The sequence below is a fragment of the Acidovorax sp. A79 genome (assembly GCF_041154505.1).
In the GTDB taxonomy this organism is placed as follows: domain Bacteria; phylum Pseudomonadota; class Gammaproteobacteria; order Burkholderiales; family Burkholderiaceae_C; genus Acidovorax.
Map to the genome: position 1 here is coordinate 3,972,306 of NZ_AP028672.1, position 15,933 is coordinate 3,988,238.

Consider the following 15,933-nt stretch of genomic DNA (forward strand, 5'->3'; position numbering starts at 1 on the left):
CTGAAACGAAGCAAAAAAGGGGTGGGACAGAAAGAGTTGAGGGGGCGTGGGCTGCTCAGTGCCCCACGGGCACCGGCCCGCTGCCGCGCACCGGGATGCCGCTGCGCCGGTCCAGCACGCCGCTGTAGTGCGTGAGCGCCAGGGACACCAGCACCACCAGGGCGCCGATCCAGGGCGTGTGCATCAGGCCCAGGTGCGTCACGATTAGGCCCCCGGCCCAGGCGGCGCCGGCGATGCCCAGGTTGAACGCCGCGATGTTCAGGCCCGAGGCCACGTCCACCGCCTGGGGCGTGAAACGCTCGGCCTGCTTGACCACATACACCTGCAGCCCGGGCACGTTGCCGAACGCCACGGCGCCCCACAGCAGCACGGTGGCCAGGGCCAGCCAGGGGTGGGACGCGGTGAACTGCAGCAGCAGCAGCACGGCGGCCAGCAGCGCGAAGATGATGCGCAGCGCGGGGATGGGCCCCAGCCGGTCGGCCAGGCGGCCCCCCCAGATGTTGCCCACCGCCACCGAGACGCCGTACACCAGCATCACCCAGCCCACGGCACCGGCGCTGAAGCCCGCGATGTCGGTGAGGATGGGGGCGAGGAAGGTGAACGGGATGAACGTGCCGCCGTAGCCGATGGCCGTCTTGGCGTACACCAGCAGCAGGCGCGGCTCGGCCAGCACCCTGGCCTGCTGCACCAGCGAGGCGGGCGGGGTGTGGGCGATGTTGCGCGGCACGAAGATCGCGCTGCCGATGAAGGCCACCACGCCCAGTGCCGACACGGCCAGGAAGGTCTCGCGCCAGCCGAAATGCTGGCCGATGAACGTGCCCAGCGGCACGCCCGTGACCAGCGCCACGGTGAGGCCGGTGAACATGATGGCGATCGCGCTGGCGGCTTTCTCGCGCGGCACCAGGCCGGTGGCGATGGTCGAGCCGATCGAGAAGAACACGCCGTGCGCCAGCCCGGTGAGGATGCGCGCGGCCACCAGCGTTTCGTAGCTGGGCGCCTGCCAGGCCAGCAGGTTGCCGGCGGTGAACAGCGCCATCAGCGACAGCAGCAGCGCCTTGCGCGGCACGCGGCCGGTGAGGGCGGTGAGCACGGGCGCGCCCACGGCGACGCCCAGGGCGTACAGGCTGACCAGCAGGCCCGCCGAGGGGATGCTGATGGACAGGTCGGCCGCCACGGTGGGCAGCAGGCCAACGATCACGAACTCGGTCGTGCCGATGGCGAAAGCGCTGAGCGTCAGCGCGAGCAAGGCAATGGGCATGGAAACACTCCTGTGGACATGGGAAGGAGTGTGGGCGCTTCAGTCTTGCAGAAAAATACCGTTACGCTCCATAGATACTTGATCCAAAGTCAACAATGGAGGCCCATGAAAACCACGCTCGAAGAACTGCAGGCCTTTGTGGCCGTTGTGGACGGCGGCTCCATCACGGCGGCGGCCGACCAGCTGGGGCAGACCGTCTCGGGCATCAGCCGGGCGCTGGCGCGGCTGGAGAAGAAGCTCGATACCACGCTGCTGCGCCGCACCACGCGCCGCGCCGCGCTGACCGAGGAGGGGCAGGCCTTCCTGCTGCGCACGCGCGCCATCCTGGCGTCCATCGACGATGCCGAGGAGCACATGGCCGCGCGCCGCCAGCAGCCCGCGGGCCGCCTGCGCGTGAACGCGGCCACGCCCTTCATGCTGCACGCGGTGGTGCCGCTGGTGCCGGCGTTCCGTGCGGCCTACCCGCAGATCACGCTGGAGCTGGACACGGACGAGCTGAACATCGACCTGCTCGAGCGCCGCACCGACGTGGCCATCCGCATCGGCCACCTGCGCGACTCGACCCTGCACGCGCGCCCGCTGTGCACCAGCCGCATCCGCGTGCTGGCCAGCCCGGCCTACCTGGCCGCCCGGGGGCGGCCGCGGGCGGTGGAAGACCTGGCGCGGCACACCCTGCTGGGCTTCACGCAGCCGGAATCGCTCAACCGCTGGCCCCTGCGCGGCGCGCATGGCGACGAGTGGCCCACCGTGCCGGAGATCGCCGCGTCCAGCGGCGAGACGCTGCGCCAGCTGGCGCTGCAGGGCGCGGGCATCGTGTGCCTGTCGGATTTCATGACCGCCGCCGACCGCGCGCGCGGCGATCTGGTGCAGGTGCTGGCCAGGGACACGGCGGACGTGCGCCAGCCCGTGAGCGCCGTGTACTACCGCAACACGCAGCTGGCCGCGCGCATCGCGTGTTTCCTGGATTTTCTGCAGGAGCGCATGGGCTGACTGGTGCCACGGCCCCTGCAGCCAGGGCCTGCTCAGCCGCGCGCCGGGATGTTCAGCCCCCTGGCCACGGCCGGGCGCGCCACGAAGGCTTCCAGCACGCGCTTTATTTCCTTGAACTGACCGAACTCCACCAGATCGCCCGCGCCGTAGAAGCCCACGAGGTTGCGCACCCAGGGCAGGATGGCGATGTCGGCGATGGTGTACTGCTCGCCCATCACCCATTGGCGGCCCTTCAGGCGCTCGTCCAGCACCTTGAGCAGGCGCCTGGACTCCGCCACATAGCGGTCGCGCGGGCGCTTGTCCTCGTAGTCCTTGCCCGCGAACTTGTGGAAGAAACCGAGCTGGCCGAACATCGGGCCCACGCCGCCCATCTGCCACATCACCCACTGCAGGGCCTCGTAACGCCCGGCCGTGTCCTGCGGGATCAGCTGGCCGGTCTTGCTCGCCAGGTACACCAGGATGGCGCCGGATTCGAACAGCGCCAGGGGCTTTCCGTCGGGCCCGTTCGGGTCCAGGATGGCCGGGATCTTGTTGTTGGGGTTGAGCGACAGGAACTCGGGCGAGGTCTGGTCGCTGGTCTCGAAGCTCACCAGGTGCGGTTCGTAGGGCAGGCCCAGCTCTTCCAGCGCGATCGACACCTTCACGCCGTTGGGCGTGGGCAGGGAGTACAGCTGGATGCGCTCCGGGTGCCGGGCGGGCCATTTGCGGGTAATGGGAAAACTGGCGAGATCGGGCATGCGGGTCCTCGTTGGCGAATTGGGGGGTTGGGGAGGCGGCGGCCGGCGCGCGGGCGGGCCGCCACACGGCACAGCCTAAACCGGCGGAAAAACCGGTGCAGGCCGGGGTTCATTGGCGGGGTGGGGGTTCTGTCACAAGTTGCCCCCGGGCGGGGTGCCGCGCACGCCGGCCCACCGACGATAATCCGGCCATGCAGATTCCCTTTACCAAAATGCAGGGCGCGGGCAACGATTTCGTGGTGCTCGACGAAACCCAGGGCCGCCTGGGGCTCGGCGCCGCCCAATACCGTTTCCTCGCCGACCGCCACTTCGGTGTGGGGGCCGACCAGATCCTCACGGTGCGGCCTTCGCCAGCGGACGGTATCGACTTCGAATACGTGATCCACAACGCCGATGGCGGCGAGGTGGAGCAGTGTGGCAACGGCGCCCGCTGCTTCGCGCGCTTTGTGCACGACAAGGGCCTGTCGGGCAAGGACACCCTGCGGGTGCAGACCAAAAGCGGCGTGATCGCCCCCCGCCTCACCCCCGATGGCCGCGTCACCGTGGACATGGGCCGACCGCAGTTCGAGCCCGCCCGGGTGCCGTTTGATGCCAGTGGTTTGACCGCCGTGGCACAAGGCTCAGGACAAAAATGGCCGCTGGCGCTGGATGGTAAAGCGCTGACAGCTACTGTTTTGGTAGCAGTTGTCTCCATGGGCAACCCGCACGCCGTGCAGCTGGTGGACAACGTGGACACCGCCCCGGTGCTGGAAGCGGGCCCCCTGGTCGAGCGCCATGCGCGTTTTCCGCAGCGCGTGAATGCAGGCTTTTTGCAGATCGTGGACCGCGCCCATGTGCGGCTGCGCGTGTTCGAGCGCGGCGTGGGCGAAACCCTGGCCTGCGGCTCGGGGGCCTGCGCGGCCGTGGCGGCCGGCATCCGCCTGGGCCTGCTCGACAACGAGGTGCATGTGGACACGCGCGGCGGCCGCCTCACCATCGCCTGGAGCGGCCAGGAGGCCGATTCCGTTTTCATGACCGGCCCCGCCACCACGGTGTTCGAAGGCCGGATCGACATTCCTGACACCCTCCTATGACGTCCCACATCCCCCCGATCACCGAAGACGACATCGCCCAGTTCCTCACCAACACGCCGGGCTTCTTCGAACGCCATGCCGAGGTGCTGGCCAGCGTGCAGATCACCAGCCCCCACGGCGCGCGCGCCGTGAGCCTGCAGGAGCGCCAGGCCGAGATGCTGCGCGAGAAGATCAAGGGCCTGGAGCAGCGCATCATGGAAATGGTGCGCAACAGCACCGAAAACGCCGCCATCGCTCACAAGGTGCACCAGTGGACGAGCGCGCTGCTGCAGGTGCGCGACCCGTTCGACCTGCCGCAGGCGGTGGTCGATGGCGTGCGCACCCTGTTCGAGGTGCCCCAGGCCGCGGTGCGCGTGTGGGAGGTGGCCGCGCCGTACATCGATGCCGACTTCACCCAGGGCGCCAGCGAAGACGCCCGCGCGTTCGCCTCGTCGCTGACCATGCCGTTCTGCGGCCCCAACCTGGGGTTCGAGCCCGCAGGCTGGCTCGCGGCCGAGGCGGGCGAACCCGCCCAGTCGCTGGCCCTGCTGCCGCTGCGCGAAGGCGCCATCGACAGCGCCACGCCCGCGTTCGGCCTGCTGGTGCTGGGCTCGCAAGACCCCCAGCGGTTTGATGCCACGATGGGCACGGAATTTCTGTCGCGCATGGCAGAACTCGCCAGTGCCGCCCTGCTGCGGCTGAAGTGATGCCCCCCTGTGCGGCTGCGCCGCTTCCCCCCTGCGGGGGGACGCCACCCCCGGCCCGGCAAAGCCGGTTCCACGGTGGCGCTGGCCTTGGGGCGCGCCAGTTGCCTGGGTAATGCCCCGTGTCCGACATGCTGGCCACACAGACTCCCCCGGACCCGCACGTCCTGCGTTACCTGGAGCATGTGCGCGTCGAAAAGCGGCTGGCGGCGCGCACGCTCACGCTCTACACCCTGGACCTTGAAAAGCTCGCGCAGTTTGCGGCGGGGGTCGGCGTGCCCCTGCTGCAGCTGCAGACCGCGCACATCCGCCGTTTTGTGGCGCAGATGCACAGCGGCGGGCGCAGCGGGCGGGGGATTGCGCTCATCCTCTCGGGCTGGCGCGGGTTCTTCATCTGGGCGGGGCGGCAGGGGCTGATCCCGCACAACCCCGTGCAGGACGTGCGCGCCCCCAAGGCGCCCAAGCCCCTGCCCAAGGCGCTGGGGGTGGACGACGCCGTGCGGCTGGCCGAATTCGACAACACCGGCGCCGACCCCTGGCTGGAGGCGCGCGATGCGGCCATGGTGGAGCTGCTGTATGGGTGCGGCCTGCGCGTGGGCGAACTCGCGGGGCTCGACGCCATCCCCAACGCCGACACCCAGCGCCTGGGCCGGGGCTGGGTGGACCTGCAGGCCGGCGAGGCCCATGTGTTCGGCAAGGGCAGCAAGCGCCGCAGCGTGCCCGTGGGGCGCGCGGCCACTGCAGCGCTGCAGGCTTGGTTGCTACTGCGGGCCACGCCCTTCGGCGGTGAAGGATCAGCGCGGCTTGACACCGCACTGTTCGTCGGCCAGCGCGGCAAGCGGCTCACGGCGCAGTCGATCTGGCTGCGCCTGCGCCAGCGCAGCCAGCAGGCGGGCCTGACCACGCCGGTGCACCCGCACATGCTGCGCCACTCGTTCGCCAGCCACCTGCTGCAAAGCAGCGGCGACCTGCGCGCGGTGCAGGAGCTGCTGGGCCACGCCAACATCACCACCACGCAGGTCTACACGCGGCTCGATTTCCAGCACCTGGCCAAGGTGTATGACGCGGCGCATCCTCGGGCGAGAAAGAAGCCCCCCTGAGGCGCTGCGCGCCTTCCCCCGGAGGGGGACGCACCCGGTGGCCCGGCACAGCCGGTTCCACGGGTGCACTGGTGGGGGCGGTGCGCGCTGCGGGCGTTGGTGGCGTGTGGACGGCTTCTGGCGCTGATCGGGCATGCCGGTGGGCTGCGGCCGTGGGCCGGTGCCACGGAACCAAGATGTGACGCCGTGCATCCGAGCAAGGGGTGCTTGCTGTAGGGCGCCTTGGAGTGTCTCGCCATGCTGCTGAAATGGATCAAATCGAACCGTGGGTTCCTCGTGCTGCTGCTGTGCTTCGGCATCTTTCGCACGGCGGTGGCGGACTGGAATCCGATTCCTTCGGGGTCCATGCGGCCCACGCTGCTCGAAGGGGACGTGGTGTTCGTCAACCGGCTGGCCTATGACCTGAAGCTGCCGCTCACCGATGTGGTGCTGGCGCGCCTGGGCGAGCCCGCGCGGGGCGATGTGGTCACGTTCTCGTCACCGCGCGATGGCACGCGGCTGATCAAGCGCATCGCGGCGCTGCCGGGCGACACGGTGGAGATGCGCGACGAGGTGCTGTACCTCAACGGCGAGGCCGCACGCTACGACGCGCCCGAGGCGGTGACCGAACACCTGGCCGAGCTGGGCGCGCAGGTGCCCGCCACCCGCTGGACGGAGCACCTGCAGGGCCACGAGCGCCGGGTGCAATGGCTGCAGGGCGTGACGGCACACCGCAGCTTCGGCCCGGTGACGGTGCCCGAGGGCCAGTACCTGGTGCTGGGCGACAACCGCGACAACAGCGCGGACTCCCGCTACATCGGCTTCGTCCCGCGTCACCTGCTCATCGGCCAGGCGCGGCGCGTGCTGGTGTCGGCCGACATCCTGGAAAACTGGGCGCCGCGCCTGGGCCGCATCGGGCACGCGCTCTGACGCGCTGGCGCCAGCCCCGGGGCTGGCGTGGGGCCATTCACGCGACAATCGCCCCATCATGAAAACCCTTCGCCTTCGCCCTGGCAAAGAGCGCTCGCTCTTGCGCCGCCACCCCTGGATCTTTGAATCGGCCATCGCCAAGGGCGGCGGCGACAGCGGCGAGACCGTGCGCGTGGAATCGCACGAGGGCCAGTTCCTGGCCTGGGCGGCGTTCAGCCCCAGCTCGCGCATCCGCGCGCGGGTGTGGAGCTTTGACGAGGCGCAGCGTATCGATGCTCCTTTTTTCATAGCTGCTTGCGCGCGCTCCATCATCGCCAGAGCCCGTTTTGATGTACAAAGCGACGGTGTGCGCCTGGTGCACGGCGAGTCCGACGGCCTGCCGGGCCTCATCGTGGACCGCTATGGCGACACCCTGGTGGCGCAGTTCACCAGCGCCGGGACCGAGCGCTGGAAGGACGTGATCGCCGATGCCCTGCTGCGCGAGACGGGCCTGGCCAAGCTCTATGAACGCTCGGATGCCAGCGTGCGCGCGCTCGAAGGCCTCCCGCCCGCCACCGGCTGGCTGCGCGGCGGCCCCACGGGCGCGCCGGGCGACGGCGAAGGCCCGCCGCTCGAGCTCACCATCCACGAACACCAGTGGAACCTGACGCTGAACATCGCCGAAGGCCACAAGACCGGCTTCTACCTGGACCAGCGCGACAGCCGCAAGCGTTTTGCCGACTACGCGCAGCGCCTGGGCTTCAAGGATGTGCTCAACTGCTTTTGCTACACCGGCGGCTTCAGCGTGGCCGCGCTGGCCGGCATGCGCGCCAGCGGCGCATCGGCGGACGGGCATGTGACGTCCATCGACTCCTCGGGCCCGGCCCTGGAGCGCGCCCGCGCCCATGTGGCGCTCAACGGGTTCGACCTGAACCACGCGAGCTTCCTGGACGCGGACGTGAACGCCTCGCTGCGCCAGTTCCTCAAGGAAGGCCGGCGCTTCGACGCCATCGTGCTCGACCCGCCGAAGTTCGCGCCCACGGCGGCCCACGCCGAGCGCGCTGCACGCGCGTACAAGGACATCAACCGCCTGGCGCTGCAGCTGCTCACGCCGGGCGGCGTGCTGTTCACCTTCTCGTGCTCGGGCGGCATCAGCGCCGACCTGTTCCACAAGATCGTGGCATCTGCGGGCGCCGACGCGGGCGTGGACGGCTTCATCCTGGAGCGCCTGGGCGGCGCGCCCGACCACCCGATGACCCTGGAATTCCCCGAAGGCGAGTACCTCAAGGGGCTGGTGGTGATGCGCAAGGGCTGAGCGCGGCAAGGGCTTGACAGCGTCGGTACACTGAAAACAACCCCTTGCGCCACGCACACCCGGCCCGCAGTGCCGGGTGCAGCGCATGGGTTCATCCCTTGAAGGACAAGAAACATGGCATTGATCCCCGTCACCATCCTCACCGGCTTCCTGGGCTCGGGCAAGACCACCTTGCTCAAGCGCCTGCTCTCCGAAGCCCACGGCCAGAAGATCGCCGTGATCGAGAACGAATTCGGCGAAGAGAACATCGACAACGACATCCTCGTGACCGAGTCCAAGGAGCAGATCGTGCAGATGAGCAACGGCTGCATCTGCTGCACCATCCGCGAAGACCTGCGCGAGACGCTGCAGCTGCTGGCCGCCAAGAAGCGCAAGAACCTGCTGGAGTTCGACCGCATCGTCATCGAGACCACCGGCGTGGCCGACCCCGGCCCCGTCGCGCAGACCTTCTTCATGGACGAGGAGATCGCCGAGACCTACCTCATCGATTCCATCATCACGCTGGTGGACGCCAAGCACGCGCCCCAGCAGCTCAACGACCGCCAGGAAGCGCGCCGCCAGGTGGGCTTTGCCGACCAGATCTTTTTGTCCAAGACCGATCTGGTCAGCGCCGAGGAAACCGACGCGCTGATCCATCGCCTGAAGCACATGAACCCGCGCGCGCCCATCAAGGCAGTGCATTTCGGCGAGGTGCCGCTGTCGGAAGTGCTGGACCTGCGGGGCTTCAACCTCAATGCCAAGCTGGACATCGACCCCGAGTTCCTCAAGGAAGAGGGCGACGGCCATGACCACCACGACCATGACCACGAGCATGGCGAGCACTGCAGCCACCCCTCGCACCAGCACGACCACGGGCATGGCCATCACCATCACCACGATGACGACGTGAAAAGCTTCGTCTTCCGCTCCGAGCGGCCGTTCGATCCGGCCAAGCTGGAGGATTTTCTCGGGGCGATTGTCAACATTTATGGCCCGCGCATGCTGCGCTACAAGGGCGTCCTGAACATGAAGGGCACCGAGCGCAAGGTGATCTTCCAGGGCGTGCACCAGCTCATGGGCAGCGACCTGGGCCCCCAGTGGGCCGAAGGCGAGCCGCGCACCAGTAAGATGGTCTTCATTGGCATCGACCTGCCCAAGGACATCTTTCTGCAGGGGCTGGAGCAGAGCCTGGTCTGACCCCGGCGGGGCGGCCCGAGGGCAGGGGGTTGGCGGCTGGTTTGTGTTGTATCTGCAACGTTTCCGTTTGCGTCAGCCCAGGTCGATACAATCGCGCCCCGGTAAAACCCCGGAAGGCTTGCCACCCGCCCTTGGCTGCGAATGCGGCTGGGGCCCGCCCGTATTGCGAGGAGACCAGGAAGTGAAAGCCGACACCAGCAAATCCAAGGGGGCCACCAAGGCAACCCCTGCCGCGGCGAAAACCGCCGCCGCCCCTGCGGCAACCAAGGCTGGCGCGAAGGCCGCCGCCAAGCCGGCTGCAGCACCCAAGGTCGCCGCCAGCCCGGCGGCCGTGGCGACTCCCGCTCCAGCACCCGTGCTGCAGGCCGGTTCGCAGGTACCCGTGCGCACAACCCGGCCTTCTTCCCGATTGGCCCAATTGACCGTACCATCCATGGCACAGACAGTGGCTTCGACCGCTGCCAAAGCCAGTTATCTACATACCATGCCCACGACCGTGCAAGCGCAGCCCACCTATACGGCTGCCAAAAAAGACCCCAAGCTGGCGAACAACTGGAAGACCAAGTCCGCCGCCGAGCTGACCGACGCCGAAGTCATGGCCATGCCTGACAGCGAGTACATGAACGACAAGCAGATGGCGTTCTTCCGCCTGAAGCTCGTGCAGCTCAAGCAGGACATCCACAACAGCGCCGGCGAAACCACCGAGCACCTGCGCGAAGACACCGTCGTCGTGCCCGATCCCGCCGACCGCGCCACGATCGAGGAAGAGCATGCCCTGGAGCTGCGCACCCGCGACCGCGAGCGCAAGCTGCTCAAGAAGATCGAGCAGTCCATTGCCCGCATCGACGCGGGCGACTATGGGTACTGCGATGAGACCGGCGAACCCATCGGCGTGGGCCGCCTGATCGCCCGCCCGACGGCCACGCTGTCGCTGGAAGCGCAGCAGCGCCGCGAACTCAAGCAGAAGATGTTTGGTGATTGACCTGGCCGCCCGGCCTGATCCCCACGCGCGCCCTGAGCCATGAGCAAGGAAGAAACCACCCCTGGCGGACTGCTTTCGAAGGTGGTGCGGTTTGTGCGCAATCCCACGGTCAACTGGACGGAGCTGGACTCCGCGCAGAATGACCGGGAGAGCCAGTACAGCAAGCAGATGCTCAAGGAGATGATCGAGCGCAAGCGCCGCAACGATTTCGTGCGGCGCCGCGAGTTCGATCAGTTGCGCAAGCTGCGCCAGCGCGAGGTGCTGCAGGGGCAGCGCACCGAGGACCCCACCGCCAGGCCGTCGTTCTTCCAGAGCAGCATGGCGTCGCCCGACGAACGCGCCGTGACGCTCAAGAAGATCGACGAGATCGAGGCGCAGATGTCGCAGCAGTGGTGGAAGAGCAAGCAAGGGGCCGAGGCGCCCACCCAGCCGGGCGTCATGCCCGAGCCCCCCAGCGCGGCAACGACGGATTCCGCGCACGCCAGGGCCTACGCGCCCACCGCGCCCGGTAGCCTGCCTGCGCCGCTGGGCGACAACAACAACCAGGCCGCCGGTGTCCAGCCGCTGTTTGCCGATGACAGCATGGCGATTGGCCGGTTTGGCGGCACCGATGCGCAAATGCTCGCGGGCCCAGGCCCGGGCGAAGCGTCCTTCAGCCCTGCGGCGGCTACAGTGGCAACGCCAGCGCCGGCATCCGAACCGGAGGAATTCGTGCACGAACCCGATCTAGAAGAAGCCGCCATCCGGTTCGCCAATGGCGACCACGCGGGGGCAGAGTCCGGCCTGCTCGACGTGCTGGCCCAGCACCAGCAGGATGATCCCGAAGAGCAACTCGAAATCTGGATGACGCTCTTCGACCTGTACCGCGCAACCGGTCAGCACGACCGGTTCGACACCCTGGCCATCGACTTCGCCGCACAGTACAGCCGTTCGGCGCCGCTGTGGTTCTCCATGCCGCAGCAGCTGGGCATGGCGCCGGCTCCCGCCGCGGCGGCGCCCGGTGCCACGGGCGCCGCGCCGGCCGGCGCGGTGCGCCGCGATTTCAGCTGGAATGCCCCGGCCTCCCTGGCGGTGTCGTCCGTCGCCGCGCTGCAGGCCTCCCTGGTCCGCGCCGCATCCCCCTGGACGCTGTCCTGGACGCGCCTGGCCGCCATCGACGAAGCCGCGGTGCCTTTGCTGGCCGACCAGTTCACCCAGTGGGCCGAGCGTGACGGGCAACTGGTGTTTTCGGGGGTCGAGAAGCTCAATGCGCTGCTCGACGCCAAGACCCAGTCCGGAGACCGTGCCACCAGCCCTGAGTGGTGGCGCCTGCGCATGGCGGCGCTGCGGCTCATGGGCAAGCCCGACGAGTTCGAACTGGTCGCGCTCGACTACTGCGTGACCTACGAGGTGTCGCCGCCCTCCTGGGTATCGCCGCGCTGCGGATATTCGGACAACGAGGGCGTGTCTTCCGGGGCCGCGCCGCTGTCGGTGGACAGCGACTTCTTGGCGTCCGACCTGGGCGAGTCGGTGCCCGCGCCCGCGGAGACGGGGCCCGTGGCCCAGCTCAGCGGCCACATCGACGGCGATGCCACGCCGCTGCTGGAGCCCTTCCAGGCCCTCCTGCGGCCCGGCGTGCCGCTCACCATTGCGTGCGACAAGCTCATCCGCGTGGACTTTGCCGCCGCGGGCTCGGTGCTCAACTGGGCGGCCGAGCAGCAGGGCCAGGGCCATGTGATCCAGTTTCACAACCTGCAGCGGCTGGTGGCCATCTTCTTCAATGTGATCGGCATCAACGAGCACGCCTGGGTGGTGCCCCGCAAGAACTAGGGCCACGCCCTGGCCGGCTGCTCCGCTCGGTGCGGCCGCCAGAGACGGCGGCTCTTCGGAACCGCCCTGCCCAGGCAGCTATGCCTGGAACCGCGGCCTCCGCCCCTTCTGCCGCGCGGCGCGCGGGAGGGCGGACGACGCCGGTGGCCGGGCCAGGCCCGTTCGAAGGCGTCCGCTGGCCGCGCGCAGCGCCCGTGGTGGCGGTGTGCTTGCAAAATTGGGGCCTGTCCCCATCTGCGGCTGCTATGGACTCATCACCAAACCAATCCCCGGTGTTCCACGGCACCACCATCCTGAGCGTGCGCCGCGAGACCCCGGCAGGCATCCAAGTGGCCATTGGCGGCGACGGCCAGGTCACCCTGGGCAACATCGTGGTCAAGGGCACGGCCCGCAAGGTGCGCAAGCTCTACCATGGCAAGGTGCTTGCGGGCTTCGCGGGGGCCACGGCCGATGCCTTCACGCTGTTCGAGCGTTTCGAGGCCAAGCTCGAAAAGCACCAGGGCCACCTCACGCGCGCGGCCATCGAGCTCACCAAGGACTGGCGCACCGACCGCGTGCTGCGCCGCCTGGAAGCCATGCTGGCGGTGGCCGATGCGAGCGCGTCGCTCATCATCACGGGCAACGGCGATGTGCTCGAACCAGAGCAGGGCATCGTGGCCATTGGCTCGGGCGGCGCCTATGCGCACTCGGCCGCCAAGGCGCTGCTGGTGAACACCGATTTGTCCGCGCAGGACATCGTCAAGAAATCGCTCGAAATCGCCGGCGAACTGTGCATCTACACCAACATGAACCACACCATCGAGACGCTCTGAGCGCGCGGGATGGTCCTGCCCCCGGGGATGCCCCGGAGCGGTTTGCTCTGTTTTTTATAGCTGTTGGCGCTTGTTGATCATGCGCTGGAGCCTCATTTGATACCAGGAAGACCTGTATGTCGTCCATGACCCCCCAGGAAATCGTCTCCGAGCTCGACCACCACATCGTGGGCCAGGCCAGCGCCAAGCGCGCGGTCGCCATCGCGCTGCGCAACCGCTGGCGCCGCCAGCAGGTCGAGGGCAGCCTGCGCCAGGAGATCACGCCCAAGAACATCCTCATGATCGGTCCCACCGGCGTGGGCAAGACCGAGATCGCGCGCCGCCTGGCCCGGCTGGCCGACGCGCCCTTCATCAAGGTCGAGGCCACCAAGTTCACCGAGGTGGGCTATGTGGGCAAGGACGTGGATTCCATCATCCGCGATCTCGCCGAAATGGCGGTGAAGCAGACCCGCGAGTCCGAGATGAAGAAGGTGCGCACCCGCGCCGAAGATGCGGCAGAGGAGCGCATCCTCGACGTGCTGATCCCGCCGGCCCGGGCCGCGGCAGGCAGCGAGCCCGCGGCGGACAACACGGCGCGGCAGGTGTTTCGCAAGAAGCTGCGCGAAGGCGCCCTGGACGACAAGGAGATCGAGATCGACGTGGCCGAGGGCCGCCCCCAGCTGGAGATCATGGGGCCCCAGGGCATGGAGGAAATGACCGAGCAGCTGCGCGGCATGTTCAGCCAGATGGGGCAGGACAAGCGCAAGACGCGCAAGCTCAGGATCGCCGAGGCCCTGAAGCTGCTCACCGACGAAGAGGCTGGCAAACTCGTCAACGAGGACGAGATCAAGGCCCGGGCCGTCGCCAATGCCGAGCAGAACGGCATCGTCTTCATCGACGAGATCGACAAGGTGGCCGCCCGCCAGGAGACCAGCGGCGCCGACGTGTCGCGCCAGGGCGTGCAGCGCGACCTGCTGCCGCTGGTGGAGGGCACGACCGTGTCCACCAAGTACGGGATGATCAAGACGGACCACATCCTGTTCATCGCCTCCGGTGCCTTTCACCTGTCCAGGCCCAGCGACCTCATTCCCGAGCTGCAGGGGCGTTTCCCGATCCGGGTCGAGCTGGAATCCCTGTCGGTGAAGGACTTCGAGGCCATCCTCACGCAGACCCATGCCTCCCTGGTCAAGCAGTACCAGGCCCTGCTGGCGACCGAAGGCGTCACGCTCGAGTTCGCGACCGAGGGGATCACGCGCCTGGCGCACATCGCGTTCGAGGTGAACGAACGCACCGAAAACATCGGCGCGCGCCGCCTGTCCACCGTCATGGAGCGCCTGCTGGACGAGGTGAGTTTTGATGCCACGCGCCTGTCGGGCCAGACGGTCACCGTGGACGCCGCCTACGTGGACGCCCGCCTGCAGACGCTGAGCCAGGACGAGGACCTGTCGCGCTACATCCTGTGACCACTCGGTCAAGCCTTGAGAGGTCACTTTCATAGGCCTCTCTAAGTGCTTCTTTTTCAACGACTTTTGACTTTCCTGTGCCTACAAAGTCGCGCCTAAGTCGTTGATTTCATTGCAAAAGTTTGTTGGACACCCCCTTGTTCGGTGTGCTTTTCCTGCTACAGTGCAAAAAAGTGCAATTAAGTGGTGAAAAGTGCCCTCCAGGTCCATTGCACGGACCGGCGAGGCGCAAAAACCGAGTTGGGAAATCCGTCCGTGTTTCAAGGTGCTTCGTCGCTGAGTCTCGATGCGAAGGGTCGGCTGTCCGTGCCGACCCGGCATCGTGACGTCCTCGCGGCCACGGCATCCGGCCAGCTCACCATCACCAAGCACCCGCACGGCTGCCTCATGGTCTTCCCCCGTCCGGAGTGGGAGAAGTTCCGCGAGCGCATCGCCCAGCTGCCCATGTCCGCCCAGTGGTGGAAACGCATCTTCCTGGGCAATGCCATGGATGTGGAGATGGACGCCACGGGCCGCGTGCTGGTTTCGCCCGAGCTGCGCGAGGCGGCCGGTATCTCCAAAGACACCATGCTGCTGGGCATGGGCAACCATTTCGAACTCTGGGACAAGGCCACCTACGACGAGCAGGAGGCCAAGGCCATGCAGGGCGAGATGCCGGATGTCTTCAAGGACTTCTCCTTCTAAGGCGCGCGGTGACATCCTCCTTGCAACACACCACCGTCCTGCTCGAAGAAGCCGTGGATGCCCTGCTGGGCGGCGTCGGCGCCACGCCCGCGGGCACCTGGGTGGACGCGACCTTCGGGCGCGGGGGGCATTCGCGCCTCATCCTGCTTCGCCTGGGGCCGCAGGGGCGCCTTGTCGCCTTTGACAAGGACCCCGAAGCCATTGCCGAAGCAACGCGCATCACCGATGCGCGTTTTTCCATTCGGCACGAGGGTTTTCGCCATCTGGCCGACCTTCCGCCCGCCAGTGCGGCGGGCGTGCTGATGGACCTGGGCGTGAGCTCGCCCCAGATCGACAGCCCCGAGCGAGGCTTCAGTTTCCGTTTTGACGGCCCGCTGGACATGCGCATGGACACCACGCGCGGCGAAAGCGTGGCCGATTGGTTGGCCACGGCCGAAGTCGGTCAGATTGCGGAGGTGATACGTGACTACGGTGAAGAACGGTTTGCTGGCCCCATTGCAAAGGCGATTGTTGCTCGGCGCGAAGAACGGGGTCCTCTTGCAACCACCGCCGAACTGGCCGACCTCGTGGCTGGCGCGGTCAAAACCCGCGAAGCGGGCCAGAACCCTGCAACGCGCACATTTCAAGCTCTTCGGATTTTCATCAACGCCGAGCTTGAAGAGCTGCAACAGGCGCTAGAGGCCAGCCTCTCGGTGCTGCAGCCGGGCGGGCGGCTGGTGGTGATCAGCTTCCATTCGCTCGAAGACCGCATCGTCAAGCAGTTCATCGCCAAACACTCCAAGGAGGTCTACGACCGCCGCGCGCCCTTTGCCGCGCCCCAGGCCATGAAGCTCGTGGCCCTGGACCGCAGCAAGCCCGGTGCCGCCGAAGTGGCGGCCAACCCCCGTTCGCGCAGCGCCATCATGCGCGTGGCCGAGCGCACCGAGGTGCAGTGATGAAGCGCCCCCTGAGCCGCTTCGCGCCTTCCCCCTCCAGGGGGACGAC

15 protein-coding genes are annotated in these 15,933 nt (G+C 67.8%); 13 read left to right on the forward strand and 2 right to left on the reverse strand.

What is annotated here, in order from left to right; genetic code table 11:
• Positions 1-55: 55 nt before the first annotated feature.
• Positions 56-1,258 (reverse strand): MFS transporter, encoded by a 1,203-nt coding sequence (locus tag ACAM51_RS18180; RefSeq protein WP_369641417.1) that lies wholly within the window; start codon positions 1,256-1,258, stop codon positions 56-58.
• 105 nt (positions 1,259-1,363) lie between these two features.
• On the opposite strand from ACAM51_RS18180, the gene ACAM51_RS18185 reads away from it, so the two are divergent.
• Complete coding sequence (locus ACAM51_RS18185; RefSeq protein ID WP_218293278.1) at positions 1,364-2,248, forward strand: LysR family transcriptional regulator; 885 nt, start codon at positions 1,364-1,366, stop codon at positions 2,246-2,248.
• A 32-nt stretch (positions 2,249-2,280) separates the two neighbouring features.
• Here the strand turns inward: ACAM51_RS18185 and ACAM51_RS18190 are convergent, their stop codons facing one another.
• Positions 2,281-2,985: a glutathione S-transferase N-terminal domain-containing protein gene (locus ACAM51_RS18190; RefSeq protein ID WP_369641418.1), complete on the reverse strand. Its 705-nt coding sequence runs from the start codon at positions 2,983-2,985 to the stop codon at positions 2,281-2,283.
• A 191-nt stretch (positions 2,986-3,176) separates the two neighbouring features.
• Between ACAM51_RS18190 and dapF the strand changes: the two genes are divergently transcribed.
• The 12 genes from dapF to rsmH all read left to right on the forward strand — a co-directional run bounded on the left by dapF (position 3,177) and on the right by rsmH (position 15,884).
• Positions 3,177-4,058, forward strand: coding sequence for a diaminopimelate epimerase (gene dapF / locus ACAM51_RS18195; protein ID WP_369641419.1), 882 nt, complete (start codon positions 3,177-3,179; stop codon positions 4,056-4,058).
• Positions 4,055-4,744, forward strand: coding sequence for a DUF484 family protein (locus ACAM51_RS18200; RefSeq protein WP_369641420.1), 690 nt, complete (start codon positions 4,055-4,057; stop codon positions 4,742-4,744). The genes dapF and ACAM51_RS18200 overlap by 4 nt, the downstream gene beginning before the upstream one ends.
• Before the next feature lie 128 nt (positions 4,745-4,872).
• On the forward strand, positions 4,873-5,841 hold the full coding sequence (locus ACAM51_RS18205) for a tyrosine recombinase XerC (RefSeq protein ID WP_369641421.1): 969 nt from the start codon (positions 4,873-4,875) through the stop codon (positions 5,839-5,841).
• 237 nt (positions 5,842-6,078) lie between these two features.
• On the forward strand, positions 6,079-6,750 hold the full coding sequence (lepB, locus tag ACAM51_RS18210) for a signal peptidase I (protein ID WP_218293282.1): 672 nt from the start codon (positions 6,079-6,081) through the stop codon (positions 6,748-6,750).
• Between the two features lie 58 nt (positions 6,751-6,808).
• On the forward strand, positions 6,809-8,044 hold the full coding sequence (locus tag ACAM51_RS18215; protein ID WP_369641422.1) for a class I SAM-dependent rRNA methyltransferase: 1,236 nt from the start codon (positions 6,809-6,811) through the stop codon (positions 8,042-8,044).
• 114 nt (positions 8,045-8,158) lie between these two features.
• Positions 8,159-9,220, forward strand: a complete 1,062-nt coding sequence (locus tag ACAM51_RS18220) for a GTP-binding protein (protein ID WP_369641423.1) — start codon at positions 8,159-8,161, stop codon at positions 9,218-9,220.
• Between the two features lie 484 nt (positions 9,221-9,704).
• Complete coding sequence (gene dksA, locus ACAM51_RS18225; RefSeq protein WP_255591248.1) at positions 9,705-10,202, forward strand: RNA polymerase-binding protein DksA; 498 nt, start codon at positions 9,705-9,707, stop codon at positions 10,200-10,202.
• 39 nt (positions 10,203-10,241) lie between these two features.
• Positions 10,242-12,011: an STAS domain-containing protein gene (locus ACAM51_RS18230; protein ID WP_369641424.1), complete on the forward strand. Its 1,770-nt coding sequence runs from the start codon at positions 10,242-10,244 to the stop codon at positions 12,009-12,011.
• Between the two features lie 245 nt (positions 12,012-12,256).
• Positions 12,257-12,823 (forward strand): ATP-dependent protease subunit HslV, encoded by a 567-nt coding sequence (gene hslV / locus ACAM51_RS18235; RefSeq protein ID WP_218293287.1) that lies wholly within the window; start codon positions 12,257-12,259, stop codon positions 12,821-12,823.
• A gap of 116 nt (positions 12,824-12,939) precedes the next feature.
• The gene (gene hslU, locus ACAM51_RS18240; RefSeq protein WP_369641425.1) at positions 12,940-14,265 is read left to right on the forward strand and encodes an ATP-dependent protease ATPase subunit HslU; all 1,326 of its coding nucleotides are present in this window, start codon (positions 12,940-12,942) and stop codon (positions 14,263-14,265) included.
• 255 nt (positions 14,266-14,520) lie between these two features.
• Positions 14,521-14,949 (forward strand): division/cell wall cluster transcriptional repressor MraZ, encoded by a 429-nt coding sequence (mraZ, locus tag ACAM51_RS18245; RefSeq protein WP_218293289.1) that lies wholly within the window; start codon positions 14,521-14,523, stop codon positions 14,947-14,949.
• A gap of 8 nt (positions 14,950-14,957) precedes the next feature.
• Positions 14,958-15,884, forward strand: a complete 927-nt coding sequence (gene rsmH, locus ACAM51_RS18250; RefSeq protein WP_369641426.1) for a 16S rRNA (cytosine(1402)-N(4))-methyltransferase RsmH — start codon at positions 14,958-14,960, stop codon at positions 15,882-15,884.
• Positions 15,885-15,933 lie beyond the last annotated feature (49 nt).